At 41.1% G+C, this 25286-nt stretch carries 16 protein-coding genes, 2 tRNA genes and 1 pseudogene; 10 read left to right on the plus strand and 9 right to left on the minus strand.

What is annotated here, in order from left to right; translation table 11 throughout:
- Window positions 1-401 precede the first annotated feature (401 nt).
- The gene (locus KW136_RS02650; protein WP_216796955.1) at window positions 402-1085 is read right to left on the minus strand and encodes a tetratricopeptide repeat protein; all 684 of its coding nucleotides are present in this window, start codon (window positions 1083-1085) and stop codon (window positions 402-404) included.
- Window positions 1086-1324: 239 nt separating this feature from the next.
- On the opposite strand from KW136_RS02650, the gene cysS reads away from it, so the two are divergent.
- The 6 genes from cysS to KW136_RS02680 all read left to right on the plus strand — a co-directional run bounded on the left by cysS (window position 1325) and on the right by KW136_RS02680 (window position 7605).
- The gene (gene cysS / locus KW136_RS02655) at window positions 1325-2725 is read left to right on the plus strand and encodes a cysteine--tRNA ligase (RefSeq protein WP_216796956.1); all 1401 of its coding nucleotides are present in this window, start codon (window positions 1325-1327) and stop codon (window positions 2723-2725) included.
- Between the two features lie 808 nt (window positions 2726-3533).
- Complete coding sequence (locus tag KW136_RS02660) at window positions 3534-4499, plus strand: acetyl-CoA carboxylase carboxyltransferase subunit alpha (protein WP_216796957.1); 966 nt, start codon at window positions 3534-3536, stop codon at window positions 4497-4499.
- A 57-nt stretch (window positions 4500-4556) separates the two neighbouring features.
- Entirely contained in the window at window positions 4557-5987 is a 1431-nt protein-coding gene (gene tilS / locus KW136_RS02665; RefSeq protein ID WP_216796958.1) for a tRNA lysidine(34) synthetase TilS, read from the plus strand.
- A complete protein-coding gene (locus tag KW136_RS02670; protein WP_216796959.1) occupies window positions 5984-6139 on the plus strand; it encodes a hypothetical protein in 156 nt (51 codons plus the stop codon). Before tilS ends, KW136_RS02670 begins: the two co-directional genes overlap by 4 nt.
- Before the next feature lie 24 nt (window positions 6140-6163).
- Window positions 6164-7414 (plus strand): aspartate kinase, encoded by a 1251-nt coding sequence (locus tag KW136_RS02675; protein ID WP_216796960.1) that lies wholly within the window; start codon window positions 6164-6166, stop codon window positions 7412-7414.
- 101 nt (window positions 7415-7515) lie between these two features.
- A tRNA-Ser gene (locus KW136_RS02680) sits at window positions 7516-7605 on the plus strand.
- A 779-nt stretch (window positions 7606-8384) separates the two neighbouring features.
- On the opposite strand, the gene murI is transcribed toward KW136_RS02680, so the two are convergent.
- The 6 genes from murI to KW136_RS02710 form a co-directional block, all read right to left on the minus strand.
- The gene (murI, locus tag KW136_RS02685) at window positions 8385-9224 is read right to left on the minus strand and encodes a glutamate racemase (protein WP_216796961.1); all 840 of its coding nucleotides are present in this window, start codon (window positions 9222-9224) and stop codon (window positions 8385-8387) included.
- A 41-nt stretch (window positions 9225-9265) separates the two neighbouring features.
- On the minus strand, window positions 9266-9739 hold the full coding sequence (gene bfr, locus KW136_RS02690) for a bacterioferritin (RefSeq protein WP_216796962.1): 474 nt from the start codon (window positions 9737-9739) through the stop codon (window positions 9266-9268).
- Between the two features lie 70 nt (window positions 9740-9809).
- Window positions 9810-11333 carry a fumarate hydratase gene (locus KW136_RS02695; RefSeq protein ID WP_216796963.1) on the minus strand — a complete coding sequence of 508 codons (1524 nt, stop codon included), beginning with the start codon at window positions 11331-11333 and terminating at the stop codon, window positions 9810-9812.
- 95 nt (window positions 11334-11428) lie between these two features.
- On the minus strand, window positions 11429-11989 hold the full coding sequence (locus tag KW136_RS02700; protein ID WP_246583179.1) for a TIGR00645 family protein: 561 nt from the start codon (window positions 11987-11989) through the stop codon (window positions 11429-11431).
- 1600 nt (window positions 11990-13589) lie between these two features.
- Entirely contained in the window at window positions 13590-15056 is a 1467-nt protein-coding gene (locus tag KW136_RS02705; protein ID WP_216796965.1) for a cryptochrome/photolyase family protein, read from the minus strand.
- Between the two features lie 1965 nt (window positions 15057-17021).
- Entirely contained in the window at window positions 17022-17186 is a 165-nt protein-coding gene (locus KW136_RS02710; RefSeq protein ID WP_216796967.1) for a hypothetical protein, read from the minus strand.
- 34 nt (window positions 17187-17220) lie between these two features.
- On the opposite strand from KW136_RS02710, the gene KW136_RS02715 reads away from it, so the two are divergent.
- Both KW136_RS02715 and tadA read left to right on the plus strand, forming a co-directional pair.
- On the plus strand, window positions 17221-17643 hold the full coding sequence (locus KW136_RS02715) for a squalene/phytoene synthase family protein (RefSeq protein WP_281421781.1): 423 nt from the start codon (window positions 17221-17223) through the stop codon (window positions 17641-17643).
- 261 nt (window positions 17644-17904) lie between these two features.
- On the plus strand, window positions 17905-18426 hold the full coding sequence (tadA, locus tag KW136_RS02720) for a tRNA adenosine(34) deaminase TadA (RefSeq protein ID WP_216796971.1): 522 nt from the start codon (window positions 17905-17907) through the stop codon (window positions 18424-18426).
- Window positions 18427-19500: 1074 nt separating this feature from the next.
- Here the strand turns inward: tadA and KW136_RS04235 are convergent.
- Both KW136_RS04235 and KW136_RS02725 read right to left on the minus strand, forming a co-directional pair.
- Window positions 19501-20134 (minus strand): annotated as a pseudogene (locus KW136_RS04235) (ABC transporter permease subunit); the annotation flags it as partial.
- A gap of 961 nt (window positions 20135-21095) precedes the next feature.
- The gene (locus KW136_RS02725; protein WP_216796973.1) at window positions 21096-22136 is read right to left on the minus strand and encodes a quinone-dependent dihydroorotate dehydrogenase; all 1041 of its coding nucleotides are present in this window, start codon (window positions 22134-22136) and stop codon (window positions 21096-21098) included.
- Window positions 22137-24044: 1908 nt separating this feature from the next.
- Between KW136_RS02725 and dusA the strand changes: the two genes are divergently transcribed.
- Entirely contained in the window at window positions 24045-25058 is a 1014-nt protein-coding gene (gene dusA / locus KW136_RS02730) for a tRNA dihydrouridine(20/20a) synthase DusA (RefSeq protein ID WP_216796975.1), read from the plus strand.
- A gap of 135 nt (window positions 25059-25193) precedes the next feature.
- Window positions 25194-25269, plus strand: a tRNA-His gene (locus KW136_RS02735).
- Window positions 25270-25286 lie beyond the last annotated feature (17 nt).

Below are 25286 nucleotides of genomic sequence, written 5' to 3' on the forward strand. Positions count from 1 at the left end.
GATCGAGCTAATTATATTTGAAAGTCCGTTTAAACCCTCTGTATAGATCAATATATACATGAGTGTATACATTGTTTTTAGTGTAAAGCTAGACCTTTAAATAATAAACCAGTGAATGAAATGATAAAGAAGAGTGCTGTTATATAGGGCAGATATGTATCTTACTAAATTGGATGATATCGATCGAGCATAGCGAAATGTATGTTTGAGGCGAGAACCTCACCGGCTACTGCCAAGGGGTGCATTTAAATAGTAGAGGTTTGCGGTTTTCCAGATTGCTTGTAGCAAGAGAGCAAAGTACCGGTACGGCAATTTTATATTTTCTATTTTAATGAGCAACAAAATATTTAGAATGAAGTGATTCCTAGCCTAGCTTTATTCTCAACGACAAAAGGATACAATTAAGGTTGTATTATCTTCGGTGCTATGTACGGACTTAGTGCGGGTCCTACGCTAGTGCCCGAGATAACTTCCGGGAAGTTCGGTAGCCTACTTGGCGGGATTAAGGTAGTCGGTGGTATTGCTTTGATATCGAACGCATTAGCTTTTTCCGGCAAACTTAGTAGTTTCTCGATCTGCTCGGTGCGCCGCGCAGAGTATGTGTCTCTCGGCTCAAGTGCGCAAGCATGCTTAAACGACTCAACCCCTAGTCGGATATAAAGGTCGCCTAAATTGGATTGAGAGAGTGCATAGCCTGGACTTGCATACACTGCTGTCTCAAGTAACACTCGAGCTTTATCTAGTTTGCCACGCTTTGCATATAGCGCAGCTAAATTATTATATGGCTCTGGTAGTTCTGGATAGCTCTGCGTGAGAGCTGTATATGCGGTTATTGCCTCGCGGTCTCGACCGAGTTGCATAAGCACATTAGCACGTTTAAAGCGGGCGTGAGCATTACTCGGGTGCTCAAAAACTTGCTGGTCAAGCTGCTCAAGTGTAGCTTCGAGTTCTCTCTTGTTAAACTGCGAAAGTTTAACATCAGGTTCTCGCGTGCCGTCAGTAATGCGGGGAGGGAGCTGAGCAAATGATATGTTAGTTAAGAAGCTAACTAGCGCAAGCGCAATGCGTATATAGGTCGTGTTCATAAATTTTTTATGGTATCGTACTACACTCAATTCTAACAGACCCCCGGGCTATTGCCGAGACCAAAAAACAGTCAACAGTCTTCGTACTACCCGTAGTTGAATCTATACCAGTGGACTTCTCGAGCAATAACGCCTTGGCCGTTTACTAACCACTACTATTGCCAGCAGCGGGTGTTGTGGCCGCGTACAGTGGAGCAGCCGGCTGCGTTTACAGTGCCTGGCACACGTAACATTTCTCTATGGATCGGCTCCGTTTATACAATACGTTCAGTTGTAACAAAGAGATCTTTGTTCCATTGCGCGAGGGCGAAATACGCATGTACGTATGTGGCATGACTGTCTACGACTATTGCCACGTCGGCCATGGTCGACTGATGGTCGTATTTGATATGATCCAACGATGGTTACGCGCTTTGGGTTATCGGGTTATATATGTACGCAACATTACCGATATCGATGACAAAATTATTCGTCGGGCAATGGATAACGGTGAGTCGATCCATACATTAACAGATCGCTTTATTCAGGCAATGTATAGGGATGAAACTGCTCTAAATATTAAACGCCCGGACTATGAGCCACGCGCTACGCAATTTATCCCGCAGATATTGAGTATGATCGACGCACTTAAGCGTAATGGCTATGCGTATCAAGGGCGTGATGGCGATATTAATTATTCTGTTCGTAAGTTTGCTACATACGGCCAGTTATCTGGCAGGTCGCTAGAGCACTTACGCGGCGGCAAGCGTATTGTACAGAATAATTTAAAAAAGGATCCACTCGATTTCGTGCTATGGAAACGCTCTAAGGAAAATCAGCAGCTGGATATTAGCTGGGATTCAAAATGGGGATGGGGCCGGCCAGGCTGGCATATTGAGTGTTCAGCAATGAGTTGTGCGTTGCTTGGGGAGCGGTTAGATATCCATGGTGGTGGCCAGGACCTGCAATTCCCTCACCACGAAAATGAGATCGCCCAAAGCGAGGGCGCGAGTGGGCAGCATTTCGTTAATTACTGGTTACACAATGGGTTTGTCAATGTCGACAATGAGAAAATGTCTAAGTCGCTTGGTAACTTTTTCACGCTACGCGACGCACTGCGACTTTATGACGGTGAAGTGATTAGGACACTAATCCTACGCACGCATTATCGCTCACCGTTAAATTATAGTGTCTCGTGTCTAGATGATGCTCGAACAGCGCTCACACGACTCTATACGGCACTGAAGGATGTCACATCGGATGATCTCGAACTAGACTGGAGTGAGCGTCATGCAGCGGCATTCCGCGATGCTATGAACGATGATTTCAACACTCCAGCTGCATTCGCGACACTATTCGACTTGGTGTCGGACTTGAATCGTACTTGCGATCCCGCGCTGGGACGCCAGCTTAAGCGGTTAGGCAGCATACTTGGTGTGCTTGAGCACCATCCGAGCGATTATTTACAGGGGCGATCGCCAGCCTCGGATAAACTTCTGCCACTTGATGTTGTGCAGATTGATGAGCGCATCAAAGTGCGCTTGCGCGCTAAAAGTAAAAAAAACTATATTGAAGCAGACCGAATTCGAGCAGCGTTACTGGATCATGGTATCTTACTTGAGGATAAACCGGGTGGTACAACTGAGTGGCGACGCGTATGAAGCTCGGCAAAATTGACGTAAATATAGAGTTAGAAGAAATAAGACGGTATCGTCTAAGAAGACGACGAGCAGAATGGATATAAAGTCTCAAGTGGGAGTAGTAAAGAGTGGTATCGTTTATAAGATCAGTCATGTGCCAATGAGATTAATGAGAATACTGCACTCCACCATATTACGCTAGCTATTGAGGGATCATGTATGTGAGTACCTAGTGCGTCGCGCACCGTATACTAAGAAAAATAATCCTGCAATTCGGCCCCATTTTTAATGGCGTGTAGTAATCCACTTTAACACTTGCTCGCTCTATCATTAGCCAACAGATATTAATAAACACCTCGGAGGTTATATGGGAGCGACTTATGGCCATGCGCTACTTAATTGCACCACATCGCGCATTATGATGCTTGGTAAACCTTGATTGATAGAGTGTGGATTGTCTAAACGCAAATCGGAGTACATCCTTGGTCTTGCCAAAATTTTACGTCCGGCGTGCTTTATCTCTCATCATGGGCGTCGATGGACTACGAGACAATCATTAGTGAGCTTACGCAGATACGCGGGATTGGCTGTTATATTGCCCACAAGATGTTTCCTATTTTTAACTTGATGCGACCGAATGCACTACCTCTAGATAAATTACTTAAACAGCGGAACCGGTCATGCGTAGCGAAGTGCGAAAAGTCGTTAAGAATTAGGAACCATGGCGTACTGTTTCGACTTAGTATATGTGGCGCAGTCTTAGCTCCTAATATACAACAAACATATAGTTTAAATGTGCGCTGTCGGGATAGTTTAAGGGTTTAAATAAATGAAAATCACCTTTCTAGATTTCGAGCAGCCAATTGCAGAGATAGAAGTAAAAATAGAGGAATTGCGCTTCGCTCAAGACGATTCGGCTATTGACACCTCAGAAGAGATTGATCGTTTATCTAAAAAAAGCCAGACACTGACCAAGAATATATACGCCAACCTGTCACCTTGGCAGGTGGCTCAGATAGCTAGGCATCCACAGCGCCCCTATACGCTCGACTATGTGAATGAGTTATTCACAGATTTCCATGAATTGCATGGCGACAGATCATTTTCTGATGACTTGTCGATCATTGGTGGCCTGGCACGCTTTAACAGCTATCCCTGTATGGTTATTGGTCACCAGAAGGGACGAGACACAAAAGAGCGCGCTTTGCGTAACTTCGGCATGTCACGCCCAGAAGGGTATCACAAGGCTGAGCGACTCATGCGATTAGCAGAGAAATTTAAACTGCCTATTTTTACATTTATCGATACGCCGGGTGCGTACCCAGGCGTTGGTGCTGAAGAGCGTGGTCAGTCTGCAGCAATCGGTCGTAATCTTTACCTCATGGCCGAGTTAAAAGTGCCAACAATAGCAACGATCATTGGTGAGGGCGGATCCGGCGGCGCACTGGCTATTGCGGTTGCTGATAGCGTATTAATGCTACAGTTCTCCATCTATTCCGTGATCTCGCCAGAAGGATGTGCCTCGATTCTATGGAAGAGTGCAGAAAAGGCTCCTGAGGCAGCGGAGTCGCTAAGCTTGACTGCACACCGGCTTAAGAAACTCGGTCTCATTGATCAGATTGTTAACGAACCGCTAGGTGGCGCACACCGAGATCCAAAGAGAATGGCCTCGATACTTCATCGTGCCCTGGCCGACTCGCTACGACAGTTCCAAGGTATAAGTTCAAGCGATTTATATGCTCGCCATTTTGAGCGGTTGATGAACTATGGAGAATATAAGACCAGCTCTGCTTAGGAATTAAGGTGTTATATAGTAGGCACATGGTGTAGCCTGCATACAGGGTACAGTTGCATGAAGGTTGCGGATAAATTGACAGCTGATTATCTAGTTCTTCGGGCAGTGTCAGCTCAAACTGCCACAATTCATTGTGGTGAATCTATTGGGATTGCTTTCAGCGGAGGCCTAGATTCTACGGTGCTGCTACATGCGGCATCTCGTTTGTTTGGCGCGCATCGATGTGTTGGGTTTCACGTTCATCACGGGCTTAGCTCTTCTGCCGATACTTGGCGCAGCCATTGTATTGATGTGACTGCTAAGCTCGATATCGATTTCGACTGCCGCTCCGTTGAGATTCCTAAAATGCCGCGTAAGAGTATCGAAGCTCTTGCGCGCGACGCTCGCTATGCTGCGCTCAAACAGATGTGTTCGACTCATGGTATCCGTACGCTATGGCTTGGCCATCATGCGGATGATCAGGCTGAGACCGTACTATTACAATTGCTACGTGGTGCAGGACTACCTGGGCTCGCCGCGATGCCACTGCGTCGTTTGCTTCATGAAGGGCCTGTTTATGTACGGCCCTTATTATCAGTATTTAAAACTTCCCTTAAGGCGTATGCACGTCAGTATGCGTTATGCTGGATAGACGATGAATCTAACGTAGATACCCGACGTGCGCGTAATGCGGTGCGGAAACATGTAACCCCTACCCTAGAAATTTATTTCCCCGGATATCGGGCCGCGCTAGCACGAACTGCCCGGCATGCCGCCGCTGCGCAGCGTCTATTACAAAACTTAACTATTGCCGATTTAGATACATGTATGTTCGCCGAACCGCCCGATTCTATGCTAGAGCGATGCGATACATTCGTGCCTATAAAGTATAGGCTATCTCGTCGGTCGCTAATTAAACTAGGTTATGATCGCGCGATCAATTTGCTCCGATTTTGGATGCGTCAGTCTGGGTTAGAGACAGCGTCCGAAGCGCGTATTAACGAAATATTTCGTCAATTATATAATGCTGGTGACGATACAGCGCTAAGGATTACGTATAATCGGTACGACCTATGCCTATATCGTAATAAGATCTGGTGGGAAAGTCGGGCTGATAAAGTATCTATCGGGAAAATAATGCCACCTCACGATGAATTACAATGGTCAGGTCAATCGGTCTGGTATCTACCAATATGGCGGGGATCAATTGTTTTCATGTCGTCTGATATTGACGACGAGCGGGGGGTGCAGTGTAGCGTTTTGAAATCTGCACCACTTATAGTGCGAGCGCGTCTCGGTGGAGAGCGCATGCGCTTACGTACCGGCGGTCCGCTTCGCACGCTAAAAAATCTTTTCCAGGAGGCGGCAATCCCGACTTGGCGACGTCATCTCCCATTGTTGTTTGTTGGAAATATGTTACTGTGGGTTCCTAAATTAGGCATAGATCCTAATATTGCCGGGAAAGGTCGGATTCGGATTGAATGGCATCCAGATATACTGCTAACATGACACGTATTTCGCTTGTCAAGCGAACCAGCATACGGCAGAATTATTTTCTAGTTTCATTTCCTCTGATTCTGGTTAATTCGATAGGCGCTGACAACGTTACTTCGCGTTTATACCTCGTTTTATCAAATAATCCTACGTATGCGCCGGCGTAGTTTCCTTTTTAGCTCATAACGACAATGGCACTCATCGTACATAAATACGGCGGTACTTCAATGGGCTCGATTGAGCGTATTAGAAATGTCGCAAAGCGCGTTGCGAAGTGGCATAAATCAGGTCACCAGTTAATTGTTGTGCTATCTGCGATGTCTGGTGAAACTAATCGCTTACTTTCGCTGGTAAGGGAAATTTCGACTCAACCCAATCCACGAGACCTCGATATGATTACTTCGACGGGCGAGCAGGTTAGTGTTGGTCTATTATCAATTGCCCTACAGGAGGAGGGCGTCGATGCAGTTGGCTATGCTGGCTGGCAGATTTCTGTCAAGACAAACAGCGCATTTACGAAGGCAAGAATCAAAAAAATCGATGATAAACAGGTATTAATAGATTTAAATGTCGGTAAAGTCGTCATCATCACAGGTTTTCAAGGCGTAGATTCTAATGGCCGCGTTACTACGCTAGGGCGAGGGGGATCCGATACATCAGCAGTTGCGATCGCAGCTGCGCTGCGCGCTAACGAGTGTTTAATCTACACTGACGTAGATGGTGTGTATACGACTGATCCACGTATTGTCAAAGAAGCTCGCCGCCTAAATCAAATAACGTTCGAGGAGATGCTAGAAATGGCTAGCCTCGGTTCTAAAGTGCTACAGATTCGCTCTGTTGAATTTGCTGGGAAATATCGGGTGAAGACTCGTGTATTATCAAGCCTGATAGATCCGATGATCCCGCTAGATGACGAAATGCGTTCAGGCACCCTAATTACCTTTGAAGAAAACAACAAAATGGAACGAGCTATTATCTCCGGCATCGCTTTCCAGCGTGACGAAGCACGTATTGCGATTATTGGTGTGCCTGATAAACCGAGTGTTGCCTGCCAGATTTTAGGGCTGCTTGCCGATGCTAACATCGATGTAGATATGATTATCCAGAATACTAGCATCGAAGGAAAAACCGACCTAACTTTTACGGTTAGCCGTAGTGACTACGGGCATGTAATGAATATTCTTGCCTGTCATGCTCAGGAACATATAAAAGCGCAAAAGGTACTAGGCGATCCCAATATGTCGAAGGTATCTATTATTGGCATCGGCATGCGTTCGCATGCAGAAATCGCTAGTACGATATTTAGAACTTTGTTGGAGGAAGGCATTAATATCGAAATGGTTTCGACATCAGAAATAAAAATCTCAGTGTTAATTAATGAAAAGTTTATGGAAAGCGCTGTGCGATTACTTCATAAAGTATTTAAACTTGAGCAATCGTAATTACATCGTGACTGCTAGTCATAATATACTGTATTATATGATTTCTATATATTTTCATAGAAATATTATAGTTTTATACTCCCTATACAGGTCAAGTTTCGGGAGACGTGGCCGAGAGGTCGAAGGCACTCCCCTGCTAAGGGAGCATTTAGGCTAAACCTAGATCGAGGGTTCGAATCCCTCCGTCTCCGCAAAAATTTCTATAAGCATATATAATAAAATAAAAACTTAATAAGTTTTAATAAAAATTAGGTTTTATATTATATGTTATTAACTAACTCTTAAATCAAAAAATTTTACCCTGAAGCAAGGACACAGTACTCATAAATATATAAATTAGATATCAGTTTGAATATAAGCACTATTTATATGCTTATGGCAACATAATTATGTTGTAGGGACTAAAAACTATTATTATTTTTTTATGTCTTGGTCAAGGAAATATACTTTTTTTATAATGCCTGTTACTTAGAGCGAAAGCCCAAAGATGTTACAGGCATATAAGATAGCTTTTATCAAGTAGCTATCTATAGTCACACTCCACTCTGACGATATGAGTTTTATGCTGCATATAAAACCTAATTTATACCTGATATCAAATCAGCTAAAGCAGCTTTGAGTTCTGCGAACAAGGTATTATTTTAATGTTATTTAATAACCTAAAGCGATCGCTAAGATTAGATAACCTTGTGTGCATATTATAGCCCGTGATAAGATCACGGGCAGTTTTATTACACTTTGCGCATTAAGTTTTTACACCTAACTTGAATTGTAATTGTAACTCGTCGAATTTTAATTCGACAAATTATAGCAATAATAGACTTACATACGCAAATAATAGTAGTGTATATTACTAATGTTAATAACAAACAGTATTATTATCTTGAGAGAGTATATAAGAATATTAATCAATAATTCTTTATAACACCAAGTGTTTAACCTCGTGTCAGGATAGTTTTCTAAGTATTGGCTAAAGTAGTTCTGAGGCTATTTTAACGTGTTCAGCATTCACATTGACGCCGATAAGTTTCCGGGCAATATGGGCTAATTGGGCAGCATTTCCTGTACTTACGAGCCGTAATAATACCGAGGAGAGTGTTGTCTTACTATGCGTAATAGTTGTATCGGTATTAACAAGCAATTGTTGCTCAGTTAATTGCCGAACTAGTTGGCATGCAATTGCTTTATGGGTATCGATGATACGTAGCTGATCCGAGGTGATTGTATATAGCGCATTTAATAAAAATGAATAGTGGGTGCAGCCTAGTACTAGTGTATCAGCACTGCTATCTAGGATAGGTTGTATACAAGTAGATAGATTTCGTATAATCACTGGAGAACTAATGTCTCCTGCCTCGATTGCTTCAACTAAGCCATGCCCGCCCTGACAGATAAATCTGCAATCACCGCTGTACTGCGAGAGCAGCGTATTAAAACGTGCACTTTTAAGTGTGCTTGTAGTTGCCAGTACACCAGCTACACGGGTACGAGACCACAATGCAGCGGGTTTAATGCCAGGCTCAACACCGATAATTGGTATATGTAGACGCTCGCGCAATGTTAATAATGTATAGGCGGTAGCAGTGTTGCAGGCTACCACTATCGCTTTAACACGCTGCTCTGCTAGCCATCGTCCAATGCCTAGAGTGCGTGCTGTAATAAATGAGTCTTCGCGTTCGCCATATGGCGCATGATAAGAATCAGCACAATATAGGAGCCTTTCATTAGGTAATACCGACCGAATTGCACGAAGTATTGATAGCCCCCCAACCCCAGAATCGAGAATGCCGATCGGCGCTACATTTTGCATTATTATTCTTGCTATGCTTATAGCTTTATTTGCTATTTATATTAAACAATAGTCATTACAGACTGCTGGTAATTTTGGATACCTACCTTACGGATTAATTTAAGTTGCATCTCAAGCCAGTTGATATGCTTTTCTGTATCGTCCAAGATATGGTAAAAGATGACGCGTGATACATAGTCCTGCGCGCCCTCGCAATGCATAATCGCTTTTTTACAGGTTACCTGGGAGGTTAGTTCAAGCTTCAGGTCGCATTCTAGAACTTCCTGCGTGGACTCACCTATTGAAAGGCTATGTAAATCCTGTAGGTTCGGTAACCCATCGAGTGCAAGTACGCGTTCGATTAGGCAGTCTGCATGCTTCATTTCGCTAATCGACTCATTATATTCATGCTTTTCCAGCTTGTTTAGCCCCCAGTGTCGGTACATCCGCGCATGTAGAAAGTACTGATTTATCGCTGTCAGTTCATTTTGTAACTGAGAATTTAAATATTCAATGACCCTCTTGTCGCCTTTCATAATTGATTCCCTATGGTAAACAGGTACAGACAGCGGTGCATAAAGCACTGTATTGCTTAGTATTAGTCCGCTACATGTCTAAAATTGAAACTCCACTAATTCTGGCTTTCCATTCTTTTGGCCCAGCCTGATGAATTGATGTGCCATGGGAATCAATTGCCACGGTGACCGGCATGTCTTTGACTTCAAACTCGTAAATAGCTTCCATCCCAAGTTCCTTGAATGCGAGGACGCGAGATTTTCGGATTGCTTTGGAGATGAGGTATGCAGCTCCACCAACCGCTATTAAATAAGCTGCCCTGTGTTTCTTAATCGCAGCGATTGCCTCTTGACCACGCTCGGCTTTGCCAATCATTGAAAGGAGGCCAGTTTGTGCGAGCATAATCTCGGTGAATATATCCATCCGAGACGAAGTCGTCGGGCCAGCTGGCCCGACGACTTCGTCTCGGATTGGGTCAACTGGGCCGACATAGTAAATTACACGGTTCCTAAAGTCAACGGGAAGTGTTTGACCGCTAGCTAGCATATCTGCTATGCGCTTGTGTGCCGCATCGCGTCCTGTCAGGATCTGACCGGAGAGCAACAGCGTTTGACCAAGCCGCCATTTAGAAACTTGCTCTCGCGTTAGCATATCGAGGTCGACACGCTGACTAGTTCTAGTGTTGGGCTTCCAATTTACCTTGGGCCAGGCATCTAAAGGAGGCGGTTCTAACTGAGCGCTACCAGTACCATCAAGCGTAAAATGCATATGTCGGGTCGCAGCACAATTTGGGATGATTGCAATCGGCTTACTAGCCGCATGCGTGGGTGCTGTTACAATCTTTACATCTAGAACAGTTGATAGCCCGCCCAGCCCTTGTGCGCCAATGCCTAGCATATTCACTTTTCTATATAGTTCGATACGAAGCGACTCGATCCAGTTTCGAGGTCCTCGAGCAATCACATCTTGGATATTAATCGTATCCATCAGTGATTCCTTTGCCATTAACATAGCCTTCTCAGCAGTGCCGCCAATGCCAATACCGAGCATGCCTGGCGGGCACCAACCGGAACCCATTATTGGCACAGTTTTCAGTACCCAGTCGACAATTGAATCAGATGGGTTTAGCATGGCGAATTTTGACTTGTTCTCTGAGCCACCGCCTTTAGCTGCTACCCGTAAGTCAAGCTTATTACCAGAAACAATTTCATAGTGGATTACTGCTGGTGTATTATTTTGGGTATTTCTTCGTGCGCCTTCTGGTGGATTAACAATTGAAGCACGTAATACGTTATCTGGGTGTGTATAGCCACGTCGCACGCCTTCGTTAATCATATCCGTTACACTCATCGTTGCGCCATCCCACCGTACGCCCATTCCTACCCTTGCGAATATCGTGACAATGCCAGTATCTTGACATATCGGACGGCGTCCCTCAGCGGACATCCGACTATTAGTAAGGATCTGTGCAATTGCATCTTTTGCTGCTGGACTTTGCTCACGCTCATAAGCGCGCCCCAGCGCTTGAATATAGTCAATTGGATGGTAGTAGCTAATATATTGCAATGAATCAGCGACGCTTTGAATCAAGTCTTCCTGCTGGATGACTATCATGGTGGTGTGTTCATGAAGGGTGCCCGCCGTATTGGATCGTCGTGAATGTATTAAATGATTAAGAACTGGTCTGCGTATATAGGCTTAATCGTCTATCAAGACACCGACTGGATAGGAACACGCGATGCATGCGATGTAAGTCGATCTACCCAGGCCATAGCAAGCGCTGACAGCAAGAATGTAATATGGATTAGAACCTGCCACATTACCGCCTGCGACGAATGCTGATCTGGATCAATAAAAGTTTTAAGTAAATGAATTGACGAAATGCTAATTAGCGCCATTGATAGCTTAACCTTCAAGACGCCGGCATTAACGTGATCAAGCCACTCTGGTTCATCCGGATGACCTTCCAAACCTAGTCGTGATACGAACGTCTCATAGCCGCCGATTATAACCATAATCAGCAAATTAGAGATCATCACAACATCGATCAACCCTAGTACTACTAGCATTACATTCGTTTCGGTCAGAAAGGCTGCATGTGCCAATAGATGCCACAGCTCTTTTAAGAAAAGAAAGACGTAGATGGCCTGAGCTAGAATCAAGCCTAAATATAACGGTAATTGTAACCAACGACTAAAAAAAATCAGCGATGGCAATAAGCGCATATGGAAAAACTCAGAGGGTGAAAATGGCTGATGACTAGTGGTCATTATATAGCTAAACAGTACTACAATACGCCGAATGGCTCAAGCTCATGATAGAAAGCTTCGCTCGGTATTATGATGACGAGCGAAGCTTATACTTACAACGTTAAAAATATTCAGCTAATATTAGCTCGCTTGTAGTAGATATTAATCATATCTGCATATTAACTAACAATATAGCAAAATATCCAAAGCATTGTGATAGAGGCGCTACTATTCTAGTAGACGCAACAACCTTCTTAACTCTAATATCAGGCAATTCCACTAAAGTGCTATATATTATTTATTAAAGTCGAAAGCAACTATGAGGGCTACTGGGTAGTTTTAGTAAGAAGACACCTAACGTAGCACAAACTCGTTAATAAATAATATAGAATATCTAATAAATTTTTCTATTTGAAATATAGGCACATCCAGCTTAATAATTCATAGAATTTTCCTGCCCCCTAGGTCATAGGCTAGAACATATAATTTTCTGTAGAGCAATTATTTAATAAACAGTTCATCAATATTATTTCTAGTAATTATTAGTCAGGTACTTTAATTAAGAAATTTAATATGACAAACATCTTTCTGTCTAACTGCATACTAACGGCGAGATCACTAAACCGTACATTCGTGAGAATGCGCTACATATACTAATAGCCTTATAATATAAAGTGTAACTAGAATAGTTATAGTGTTAAATACCGATTTTATGCCATGCTTATCAGATGCTTTTAGTAGACTCACTTAAGTTTAATAAAAAATTTTAGTTATTTTATATAAACTGCGTACTAATCGAATAAATATTCGATGTAAGGAAGATATGACTTTACTAATCATATGTTATAAGGGCTGATTAATACTATGTAGTCGATACTTAAACTCTCCTGCATACTTTTTCTTGGTCATATATCCATAGATGCGTAATCGAGCTCAGCACTTTAGATTATATATTAAAGGAGTGGTTCATAAAAATGAATAGTAGTATTCTGATATTAAATTTCTATTTTTCTAATATGGATTAATAAAAAATTATTTTTAGTTTTAAACTATGATTTACTTAATTAAATTTTTAGAACGGGCTATGCCTGAATATTTTATGAAGAAGAGATATTATTTGAAAACTGTATCTATCTTAAATAGATGGCTACAGAATATCTTGTATCTCGTATAGATTAGTAGTGAGCTGTACGGACTGTTAAGATATAGTTTACGGCACTTAGGTTTATTGGGTTGATGTACTGTTATGCTACGATTTATTGCTTATTTAAATTACAGTATAAGTTATTTTAGGAAAACTGCTTAAGAAGGAAAAATGCAGTATTCGCTAATTTTTCTAAATAATATTATCCTAATAGAGTAGCAATAATATTACTTACTAATCCCAGAAGCCGTAAAATATAGGTATGTTACACTGAGAAAAGCTATATTGAATTACGATTAGTATTCCTTTCTACAGTGAAAAATAAGCGCAGAGAGAGGGTGGATGGTACTAAGGCTCGGATCGGCAGATATAAGTTGTGATATTTATATCTGTAATTCCGATTTTATGCGGAATGACTAGTTTTGGTGTAAAGTCTAGGTATAGCGTAATCACGCACTAAAGCTGCCGGATTCGTACTCAACGAATGTGTTCTATCGCCATCAATGCGCGTTTACGAGCCTGCTGATGTAGCACTATCGGCCATGGATAATTTTGACCTAGTTTCACTGACGCAGATGCTAGTTGTCCAGATTGTGCGAGCCATGGCGCATGAATACATTCATTTGGTAGACGCGAGAGTTCGGGCACCCAACGCCGCACATAAGTTGCTTTCATATCAAATTTCTCACTCTGTAGAATAGGATTAAATATACGAAAATATGGAGCCGCATCAGCGCCGCTACCAGCTACCCATTGCCAATTAGCGGGATTGCTAGCTTCGTCAGCATCCACGAGCCTATCCCAAAACCAAGATTCTCCTTCTCGCCAATTAATTAGTAAATGCTTAACAAGAAATGACGCCGTTACCATCCGGACGCGGTTATGTATCCAACCAGTATGATAAAGCTCCCTCATGCCAGCATCAACCAGCGGATAGCCAGTTCTGCCACACCGCCATGCGTGTAACTCTGTATCGGCGTTACGCCACGGCATGGCATCGAATTGCCGTTTGAAATTGACTTGATGTAGCGTCCCATAATGATATAGCAAATAGTATGAAAACTCTCGCCAGCCAAGCTCATAGAGAAACTTGTCTATACTACCACTCGCAGTAGATACACTGCTCGCTATAGATCGTAGGGCATGCCATACCTGCCGTACCGAGAGATTGCCAAAGCGAAGATACGGAGATAGCTGGCTAGTTACTTGCATTGCTGGAAAGTCACGTCCACTTGCATAGTAAGACAGTGAGTTCGTAAGAAAATCGTTGAGCTGTATCCATCCTGCTTGCTCCCCACATTTCCATATTTTAAATGATCTTTTACTAAAATTAGGTGCGAGACACTGGATAGTTATTGTAGAGAGAGTTCTCAGTGGCGCTACTTGGGCAATGTTTTTCGGTACGGGAAAGAAATTAATTTGCTGAGGTTTTAGTCGTGGAGCTTGAGGGGAATATTCATAGCACGCAGCACGCCAGTACGCGCTGAAGATCTTAAATGGGCGACCATTTCGAGTAGCAACGGTCCACGGCTCTCTCAACAGATATCCATTAAAAGTAGAAACCTCAATACTACGCGTTTTGAGCGCCATCTTGATGGCACGGTCAGTTTCGCGCTGGGCCGCTAAATATCTTCTATTCCAACATACCTCGATAGCGCCGATTGCTATAGCGAGCGCCTTAATGCTTTGCGACTCAGAACCGCAAAGTAGAGTCAATTCTCCGCCTAATGCTACAAGTTCGGTATTAAGTGCCTGCAAAGATTTAGCGAGCCACCAACGAGTAGCTTCGCCGTATGCACGCACATTTTGTGGTTTTGAGTCGTAGATATACACGCATACAATAGGGTGACCTGTAGCAATAGCGTATTCAAGCGCAGGATTATCGGCTAGTCGTTGATCGTCTCGAAACCATACGATTACAGGTGGTTTCAAACAGGGCGGCATAGATAGCTGTCGTAGTTTATTAACAAAGTTGCATTGTTCCGTAGATTATAGAGGGCACATTAATTAATGATACTAGCAATATCGGATTTCTCGAGAGGGCAACAGAGAGAGAGTTTTATCGAATCTTTGAACTAATCACGTTATAAACTTTTTTCTGGGTCATACGCATACTATTTCAATTTTGTCTATAGAAGCGATTCAAACAGTTACGTTCTCCAGAACTGTAACTCAGCTAGTGCAAACAGAGTAGTAGGCTTTAGGATAAGGTGCACAAGAAATATGCCTAAGATTGGTATGTAAACTACACCGATAGCCTTTTAGGATAAGATCCGCTCTTAGTCTAAATAAAATTACGCAGATATGTATAGGGCATGTGCGCCACTTATTCTAATAAGCTTAAGTTATAAGAGCATAAGGCAGTAAGACCACTGTCTTACATATTTTTCTCTGGATACATAAAAGTGCTTATTATATATTAATATATTAGCAGGATGTATAGCTTAACATTGGCGTAATAGGGGCTCCACGATAAAGTAATTTATTTTCGGAACCCGGCGGATAGCATAATCTATTGATTACCCCTTAGGGGAGCGATGGTTGCCAGAGGAGCCTGCTATATTTTTTAGTTAGTGCTAATATCTAAGAACTGTAATCCATTGAATAAGTGTGCATTAGCAAGCAAAAAATATATCAAATTTAGAGAGTTAGGTATGAAATAGATGGTATATATCCATAGTAATTATTTACTTAATTTTAGTGCATAGCATTCATACGTTCCCGGCTATTATTCGGCTACATACCAATACTCCATATAAAAGAGTATTGCAAATACGATAGTATTGCTAGCTATAGAAGTAGATTTAAGAATAAACTTAGACTTAAAGAGCTCTGCTTTATAAATAATTTGCCTCATGAAATTTAATTATGGGAGCTATATATACAAATAATATGTATCAGGTTAAGTTATTTATGGGTGCCGTTTATACACATCAGCTTTTATGTGCAATAACTTCTATACCCTGTTTGCTAGTTGTGGCATAATTCACCATTAACATACTTACTATACATATAGTAAGTATGTTGGTTTGTACAATATTTTATCGACCATCAATCGATAGTGTAATTATATGATGTAATTTTCACTTAGTTGATAGATAACTTATTTTAAGATAAATTGTTAGTTAACACATTATATTTTCGCAATATAATGCAAGAAAAGATAATACTATATATTAGTACTTACAATGGCAAGATTAGGTGCCTAGATAACTCAAAGTATTTCTGCTAAATTCGACAGTTCACCGGCATAATTTTTTGTATACAATAAATCTATGTTTGTAACATGCTGCACTAGAAGTGTTAACTTAACATGTTCTAACACCCAGAAATTGTACCGTCTAAATTCTGCGTTTGCTTAATGATTTAAAGCATTAAGAGAAGGCCTCTGTCTACTAAAGCATTATTTTAGTAATGACCGAAGATCGCTTTCTAAGCTTAGCTGCACTACGTATAAAATCCATATATTACTATATACCGGTTCTAATTTCTAATAAATCTCCATGTAATGCATGACTTATTATTCCGATGCGTACTTTCAGGGGGTAGCACTATACATGCGATATCTTAAAGGATGGCATCTATTCTTTATAAAACTAGACACTTTTATTACTGCTAACTAATCTATGCGCGATGCAGCGCATACTTTCCTTTTTAGTGCATTACTTAAGAGCGTATCTCGCTCTTTTTTTACCTGACGTTGCGTATATTACTCGTTGATATGCGAGATATGCTGGGGTTAGCATATTTGTTAGCGCGCATCTGCTGATACGATTGCAGACATGCCCGTGATTAAGCCTGAATTGAGCTTAAAGGTGCTACTAAGACTACGTGCTCACGTGAATAGGGAAAAATATGATCACGCCTTACTTCATAGAAGTAGAGAGCAGTTAGTTCAACCGAGATACTTTAACGAGTATCTTTTACTAGGTTTACTTGGGCTAGCGTTAGAAATCTTAGGGCGCGGTTTAAGCGATTGCGATTGCGCAGCGGTTCGAGGGATGTATCTACCCTTATAGGCGGTGTGGAATTCGATCTAACTACTTTGCCATACGAACGCTCTGGACGAGTCATAGTATTACATGAATGGCATGGCTAGACAGTGCACGTGTATGGTTTCAGGCTATGTTGGCACATTCTGGACAGAATAATCTATACATATCTTTTATATGCGCTATGCGGAGACCCTACAGTAATGAAAGAGAATGATATACGTTTTTGTAAAGCTTTACAGCTAACTAATATGCTGCGTTATTACGCGAAGGACTTACGTATTAATCATTGCTATTTACTGCCCTCGATGCTCGAGGGCTACAGTTTGACGCCGCAGGATCTGCTATCTACCGGTTCAGCTAGCCGTGTGCTAGTAGTAATACAAGAACTCGCTCGCTATACGCTAGCGCAATTTCGAGACGCAATTGACTATATATTAGCGATCCGGTGTTTAGCTGTGCGTCTAAGACAAGCATGCTTATGGCCCATTATGATTGGCTTAGAACCGTTACTCTTGTTAAGAGGTAGCACAAGTTAGCTGGTGTTAGAAATGGCCGTCAAAATTCGACGTCAGCAGGTGTACAAAGCCCTATCACTAAATTATCCTCATCTCAATTGCGTTTGTTAGTTTTGAATATATTGCTTTGCGCGTGGCTAGAACGGTTAATCACGGTAATAGAGTCTCAACTCTGCTGCACTTTTCAGTGATAGAAATGAAACAGCGATAAAATTTAGTGCACTTGATGCGTTATCCGAGATACTCACTCATTAAGTAATAACTCTTGCATGAGAAGCATAAATGCGTAATAGTAGTTTATCTAAAGAAGATCTATTGGCTCGAGATACCTATTTTATGATGCTAGCCCGCGCTGCTGCGCGTCAGGCCTATAAAATAGGCGAAGTACCAGTAGGTGCCGTAATTGTGCAGAGCGATAAGGTAATCTCGTATGGCTTTAACCAGTCCATCAGTAATCGTGATCCATCTGCACATGCGGAGATAGTCGCTATACGCGCGGCTTCACGTGTGTTATCTAACTATAGAATACCGAACTGTGAGCTATACGTAACGCTCGAGCCCTGTCTGATGTGTGCCGGCGCAATGATACATGCACGTATCACGCGTGTGGTGTTCGGTGCTTATAATTTAAAGACGGGTGCATGCGGCAGTGTAGTAAACATATTTACTCACCCGCAGTTTAATCATCACCCGAGCATCGATGGTGGCGTACTAGAGGAAGAATGCTCGCGCCAGCTAAGCCAGTTTTTTGTTGAGCGTCGAAAGCATCTATGCACGTTGCGTATACCTAGAGATACAAATTGATTGCACTAAGTTCCCAGCCTTTTAAGCATAAGCATTATGTATACGCCGCACAATTAAACAATTAATAATTGCTCTTATCATACATATCTCTCCCTGGAGAGGAGAATGCTAACTAAATTTTATCCACTATACATCATAATATTAATACATTAATATTATCTTCGGCTTTAGCCCTTCTCAGAGACGGATATGTTGGGGCGCTTTCAGCGTTTTCACACTTAAAGTAAGGTATAGCATATTTAGTGATTTTAATGCTTTCAGAAACTTTAAAGCCCCTCTAAATTAGGAAAAATTCACAGTCAAAAATTTACGCACTTAAAAACTAGGTACCCGGGAATTTGTGGCTACGAACTAAGCTCCCCGAAAGGGTTTTATTTTAGTGGTATGATGCAGTGAGTAATTTCTTAATGATTATTACTATACAGAACTATTAAAAATATTTAATAAATATTAATACAAAAATATTACTTATATGGTATACATAAAATGTATACAGGATATATACTATAATTAGTACTGTATTGGCTTTTAATAAGCTATTAATTTTAAAATAGGCGTGCTAGTCAGATTAATATTTATAATTTCAGCATGCACACTGTTTATATTCTTTTGCTAGGCGCTTCTTTAGTGATAATCTCACTAAACCTTGAGACGTCGAGGATTTATAATATAAACTTTAAGCATTCTAGCGCTAGTGACATTAAATATTAACTATTTTAAGCTAACGATTAGTGGCTATATGACGCTTGTAATAGATTTTATTATAGATAAATCAGGATATTTATCGAGCAAAGTATTTAACTAGCATACTAAAACTATACATTTTGTACTAGCGTATAGAATAGTATATTGCAATATATTCTTATTCTCTCTAGCGGTATCGCTAAGTTGGATATACATAGGCTCCGATGAGTAACTTCCTGATAACTTAAGTAGTTTTGCTGCTGTGTAAGTTTTTGTAACATGAAACTATGCGGATTATTAGCAGAAAACCGAATCAGTGTTATTAATATCACATCAAAAAAATCAAAATAAGTAACAATATGTCAAATACGTCATGTTTAATGCGAGACATTAGAATACTAGGCATCTATAAGACGCTTGTGCCCTAGAAATCTGCAATTTATGCCGTATAAGCAATGCGAGAAAGGCTTCAAGCCGGCGCGCTGAGGGGCTTCTCAAGCAAATAGCATACACCCAGTATATACTTGCAACACTAATATACGGTAGTAGAGGCTAATAGGTAAAAGCAATTACCTCTTGTGCGCTACGTAACAGTTCAGTCACGGTAATTACCGATACGAGTGAGGTGTCTTTGATAAGCCAATTAGGCTATTAGATAAGCTCAGCACTGCAGTATGAAGTGCTTGTGGAGCGACTACGTAGTCGTAGCATTTGCTGGCTAGATAATCCAAGGCTATATACAGCAAGCTATTAACTACATGCAATGCTTAAAATCGCGTTGCACATACTCTCGGAGAGGTATGCCGAGAGGGGTTTCCAGACAACGCTAACACTCCAGCTGAAGTTAGATCTTACTCGATTCCTACGCCAGGTAGACCGTAGTAAATGACGCAGATCTGTACTGTACGTTCGGGGGGGGGCACCGACGCACAAAAGCCAATCGCTCATATTCAGTAGTGTAATAAATACCGCCTGCTAGCTTAAACGCCATCACTAATAGCGCAAATTTAATTGTTAGTAAAGCCTAGTAACAAGTATTAGCGCAGACCGCAATAACAACAGTAGAGACAACATAAATAGAGGGCTTACTTTAGTAGTCGAGTTGCGTCAATATTAAACCACTTATTAGGACTTCTTGACAAAGTTTCATTAACGTCTAGTTGTGCAATGACATCGTTAATAACTCTGAATGTGCAATGACATCGTTAATAACTCTGAAAAACTTAGGATTGCCATTCTAAATGGGATAGTAATTCTTTCATTACGGCCAAGTAGTATGCTTGGCCGTAATGAAAGCGTAGTACCTTTGAAGAGGTACGCTCGGCATAAGCCTGTCACTCAGTTCCGCGTAAATACAACCTGAGCCAAGTTGTTAGATACTCGGGCGATCTGGGTAGGTCTTTACTTTAATGTCCGTCAATGCTTTAGCTATATCGTTGTAATGCCAGCCCAGATTTATTCCAAGCCTTTGCTTTTTAAATTATCAAGAGATTTAAACTAGCGGAAATTATTCTTTAGCTAAATGAGTTGTGCGACCGAATACATATAGGGTCTCGAAAAATAGAGAAACTTCTATCAAATTGATGTAATACCAACCTAATTTACAACCGCGTCAAGTTTACCAGCTTGCAGCTTAGAAAATATACCACTACTATTTAGTAGTGGCGAATTCGGGTTTTACATTAAGCCGAATAGCACTTGCTTTAGCCACACGTCTATATTATAGCCCGCAAGTTCTTTATAGACGTTGTGAGCATTAAATAGTGTAGAGAAGTTCCTTCAAAGCCGATATGCAGCGTACCCAGCTCCTTAACTTGATGAAGTAGTTCGGTAGCTCGTGTAGTAACAGATACCGTGTCGAGTACAATGCTAACTAGCACTGCTACAATCTATTCCCGAGGTAGCGCAAGTTTTATCGTTTTTGGTAGATAGCGACAAATGGAAGCTTTTATATAGGAGGGCAACTAAAAAACCTATACTATATGCTAATCGCAACAGCCGGCAGTAGCACGTACGCACTCGCTTACTAGCCTTGGCCCTCGATAAATTAAACCGGTATAAATTTGCACCAGTGATGCACCAGCCATGAGCTTTGCATGTGCATCTTGGCCACTTAAAATACCTCCTACGCCGATAATTGGTATAGCGTCGCCTAATTGCATGTGTAACTTCTGGATTACCCAGTTAGACGGATTGAATAACGGCCGACCAGATAGCCCGCCATCTTCCTGGCTATAGGGTAAGCTTTGCACTGCAGTACGTAATAGTGTTGTATTGGTTGCGATTACTCCATCGACGCGGTGCTTTAGGAGGATATCTGCAAGCAACTTAATTTGTTCTTCATTAAGGTCTGGTGCGATTTTTAGTGCTAATGGAACTTGCTTGCCATGTAAATCTGCGAGACGATGTTGTTTTTCCTTAAGAGCTTTTAATAAAGCAGGTAATTCGTCAGGAGCTTGCAGCTGTCTTAAGTTTTTTGTATTCGGCGATGAGATATTAATCGCTACATAGCTTGCGAACGGATAAACCCTTTCTAAGCAGTACAAGTAGTCATTGACTGCATACTCGATAGGTGTATCGGCGTTCTTGCCGATGTTTAGGCCTAGAACGCCACGATAGCATATAGAACGAAGATTGGTGATAAGAGCATCTACACCATGATTATTGAAGCCCATTCTATTAATTAAGGCATCAGCCTGCGGCAGTCGAAATAGCCGTGTGCGAGGATTGCCGGGTTGTGGGCGCGGCGTTACCGTGCCAATTTCAATAAAGCCAAATCCGAGCGCTGCTAATCCATGAATATAGTCGCCGTTTTTATCTAAACCAGCGGCAAGTCCTACTAAATTCGGAAATATCAAACCCATGACTGTGCGTGGTGTATTAGGAATATGCGGGACGAAGCAACACGTAAGATCAGTGTGGACGGCTGCATCTAGAAAGCGCAGTGTCAAGTTATGGGCGGTTTCCGCATCCATGCGGAATAAGTATGCACGTACAAGAGGGTACAGAAAACTAAGTACAGACATAGGATGGGCTAATGTCCTGAAGTTAAGAACTTATTATTTTACTGAGGTTCAAGTAGTTTAATAGCAGCATTAAGCAGCAAATCAGCTCGTCTAGATTTAAGATCGCTTTTGCTAGATTCAAGCTCTCTCTAATAGCTTCAAAATTAGCCCTACATATCATATTTCTGCTTTATCGAATTTAGTATAAAAACTTAGCATTAGTTTCAAGATACTAAATACAATTTCTCACCAAGCATAAAATATTCTAACCATATATGCCTGATACACGACGCTGTACTAATTATGGCTTTCCAATTTATTCTAGAGAAGGCACACTACACGGGTCGAAGCAACATCTACGGTGTATAGATTTTCTTGTCGTATTACAAGAGGCGTGATCACTAAGACCCGACAGTGATCACGGCGCTTTATACCTAGAGATATATATGGACTTATTTAGACATTTCATCAGCACCACATAAACCTTAACAGGTGACGTCATAGGATGTCTAGTGATGCACTAGAGCGTTGGGAAGCGGTTTTAATACATTGGGCGTGTGCTCTTCTAGAGTCATTAAATGGTTTTGTATAGTAGGATCTATCCTATGTAAAAAATTGGGGTGCTCGTAGTGCGGGTGTTATTACATAAAATTGTGTCGCTAATATATTACAATATCGGCACACTATTAAAGTAAATCTACAGGCGTATAATACACGAGGCTATATCAGAGAGTCTTATAAAATAACAGTAAGGTTATAGACAACTCTTATAATTAATATAGTCGAAAGTTCACGCTACATAAACAAAATAAAACCATGCCTAGTATAGCGGAGCTTGCTTAAACGTGTTCCCCTATACGGGGAGGGAATTTTCCGGGACATATATACTATCAAAAACAGTAACTCCAATATAAATAGTTTGTTTAAACTAATGCCCGACAATTTACTAAAGTAGTAGGCTCCTAATCTAGGTTTTAACGCTAAAGGTCAAAGCTAGTACAAAGCAATCCTTTATCAGAAGCGATGGCTTTGTATATAATCTACGCGGTTTATACTATATATCCACTGCATGTTTATAAACGTGAGAGGTATATTATTAAATATATTTTTTATATTGCCCCCTAGCACTTCTGAGATATATCGGAAAATAATACTGACCAGTATGCATTAAGTAGTTACATCAGATAAAGTGTAATATTTATCTATTAAAGCTGGGTAAACGTCCCCTTAACTTCGTTTAGTATACGTACATAGTACATTTATGCTAATCAGGTGCAATTGACATCCTTCGTAGGATATAAAGCATTTTTAGGATTCAAGACTGTTATAAATTCTTTCTAAAAAAGAATGCGGAGATATTAAGAATTTATAGAGTACAAGCTACGGCTAAAGCCTGTATCTTCACCTGATTTATAGAAAGTTAAGCTGTATTTAAGGGTTATGTCTATTGACATACCAGCGCAATGCTGAAAGTTTATAAATTAAACACTAATATACGAGATGACTTTTAGTACACCTAAGATTAGGGTGCGCCTGTTACTATTTAGCTAAAAGTGATTATTTTTTAACTTCTACTTATATATCTACTTCGCTATCGTATTCAAAATTTTTTATTTTTTATTAGAACTTAAATTTTTATTCAGATAATATCACATAAATTATAAAGACCTGTTTATACTATCTAGTAAAGAAAGTAACCAATTATAGTCTAAGTGCTATTCTTTCCGGTATAGTAAGAGAGGATATATCGCACTAATAACCCTTAATATCTCTTAGTTTCTGTGATAATCGTCAGTCTTGATATAATATTTTCTAATGAGAAATTAGCTAGTTAATTAGAGTATATAGCAAGGAAAACGCGGGGAGAGGAACTACGAAAATTCGATAAAAACGCTAGCTATATTCGTATATTTACAGATTATTATTCTTATGAAGGATTGTGACATATATAATGTCCGACGAATTTGCGTCGCTCCAATGATGAACTGGACTGACCGCCATTGCCGATATTTCCATCGGCAATTATCCCGTCATGTCTACCTATATACCGAAATGATAACTAGTAACGCACTACTATTTGGTAACGTTGCTAGACATCTATCGTTTCTTCCACAGGAAAACCCAATTGCACTACAGCTTGGTGGAAGCGATCCAGATGAGCTCGCGCGCTGTGCAAAACTTGCTGAGTGCTGGGGTTATAATGAAGTTAACCTTAACTGCGGATGCCCATCTGAGCGTGCGCAGCGCGGCTCGTTTGGCGCATGCTTAATGAAAGAGGCAACACTGGTTGCCAATTGCGTGAAGGCAATATGTGATAAAGTTTCAATACCAGTAACGGTCAAGCACCGGACTGGTGTAGATAGAGTCGATAATTATGGATTTGTGCGAGATTTCGTAGGAACGGTAGCACGAAGTGGATGTCGTGTATTCATCGTACATGCGCGCAACGCAGTACTACATGGACTATCCCCTAAAAAAAATCGGGAGATTCCAGAGTTAAAATATGACTATGCTTACAGATTAAAAAGTGACTTCTCTGGATTCGAGATTATTATTAATGGCGGAATTAAGACGCTGCATGAGGCGTATAAACACTTGCGTTACGTTGATGGTGTAATGATCGGACGTGAGTTCTATTATAATCCTTATCTATTAGCATACGTTGATAAGCTTTTCTATAATCCTTTAGCACCTGTGCGCACTCGTAGCGAGGTTGAACAAGCTATAGTCAATTATGTGTGTACTGAGCACACTCGTGGCACCTATATCGGCGCCATCACTCGACATATACTAGGGCTTTATCGTGACCAGCCTGGCGCGAGAGGTTGGCGACGTATTCTATCGGATCAAAAAAATTTGTATACAGGCAATTTACACATATTCGATCAGGCGCATGCTTATATTAAGCGCCAGTCCAATCAGGCACGCCCACATAGTGAATAACTTTCTAAGTAAAGTCAGTATCTAGATCGAGTTTTTGCACACTCCCGCTCAAAAAATATAAGATCTATACGTATTATCTTTGATACTATTTATGATAGTATACTTACATACTAGAATGTACTAATAATTTCAGTGGTGGCCGTAGCTCAGTTGGTAGAGTCCAGGATTGTGATTCCTGTTGTCGTGGGTTCGAGACCCATCGGCCACCCCATAAAAATTAAGAATTTA

The sequence above is a fragment of the Candidatus Vallotiella hemipterorum genome, from assembly GCF_910593725.1.
GTDB lineage: Bacteria > Pseudomonadota > Gammaproteobacteria > Burkholderiales > Burkholderiaceae > Mycetohabitans > Mycetohabitans hemipterorum.

What these genes read in the sequence shown, in the direction of transcription:
- KW136_RS02650 (WP_216796955.1), bottom strand. Translation starts at nt 1,085, where the DNA reads ATGAACACGACCTATATACGCATTGCGCTTGCGCTAGTTAGCTTCTTA.
- cysS (WP_216796956.1), top strand. Translation starts at nt 1,325, where the DNA reads ATGGATCGGCTCCGTTTATACAATACGTTCAGTTGTAACAAAGAGATC.
- KW136_RS02660 (WP_216796957.1), top strand. Translation starts at nt 3,534, where the DNA reads ATGAAAATCACCTTTCTAGATTTCGAGCAGCCAATTGCAGAGATAGAA.
- tilS (WP_216796958.1), top strand. Translation starts at nt 4,557, where the DNA reads ATGAAGGTTGCGGATAAATTGACAGCTGATTATCTAGTTCTTCGGGCA.
- KW136_RS02670 (WP_216796959.1), top strand. Translation starts at nt 5,984, where the DNA reads ATGACACGTATTTCGCTTGTCAAGCGAACCAGCATACGGCAGAATTAT.
- KW136_RS02675 (WP_216796960.1), top strand. Translation starts at nt 6,164, where the DNA reads ATGGCACTCATCGTACATAAATACGGCGGTACTTCAATGGGCTCGATT.
- murI (WP_216796961.1), bottom strand. Translation starts at nt 9,224, where the DNA reads ATGCAAAATGTAGCGCCGATCGGCATTCTCGATTCTGGGGTTGGGGGG.
- bfr (WP_216796962.1), bottom strand. Translation starts at nt 9,739, where the DNA reads ATGAAAGGCGACAAGAGGGTCATTGAATATTTAAATTCTCAGTTACAA.
- KW136_RS02695 (WP_216796963.1), bottom strand. Translation starts at nt 11,333, where the DNA reads ATGATAGTCATCCAGCAGGAAGACTTGATTCAAAGCGTCGCTGATTCA.
- KW136_RS02700 (WP_246583179.1), bottom strand. Translation starts at nt 11,989, where the DNA reads ATGACCACTAGTCATCAGCCATTTTCACCCTCTGAGTTTTTCCATATG.
- KW136_RS02705 (WP_216796965.1), bottom strand. Translation starts at nt 15,056, where the DNA reads ATGCCGCCCTGTTTGAAACCACCTGTAATCGTATGGTTTCGAGACGAT.
- KW136_RS02710 (WP_216796967.1), bottom strand. Translation starts at nt 17,186, where the DNA reads ATGACTCGTCCAGAGCGTTCGTATGGCAAAGTAGTTAGATCGAATTCC.
- tadA (WP_216796971.1), top strand. Translation starts at nt 17,905, where the DNA reads ATGCGTAATAGTAGTTTATCTAAAGAAGATCTATTGGCTCGAGATACC.
- KW136_RS02725 (WP_216796973.1), bottom strand. Translation starts at nt 22,136, where the DNA reads ATGTCTGTACTTAGTTTTCTGTACCCTCTTGTACGTGCATACTTATTC.
- dusA (WP_216796975.1), top strand. Translation starts at nt 24,045, where the DNA reads ATGAAGGATTGTGACATATATAATGTCCGACGAATTTGCGTCGCTCCA.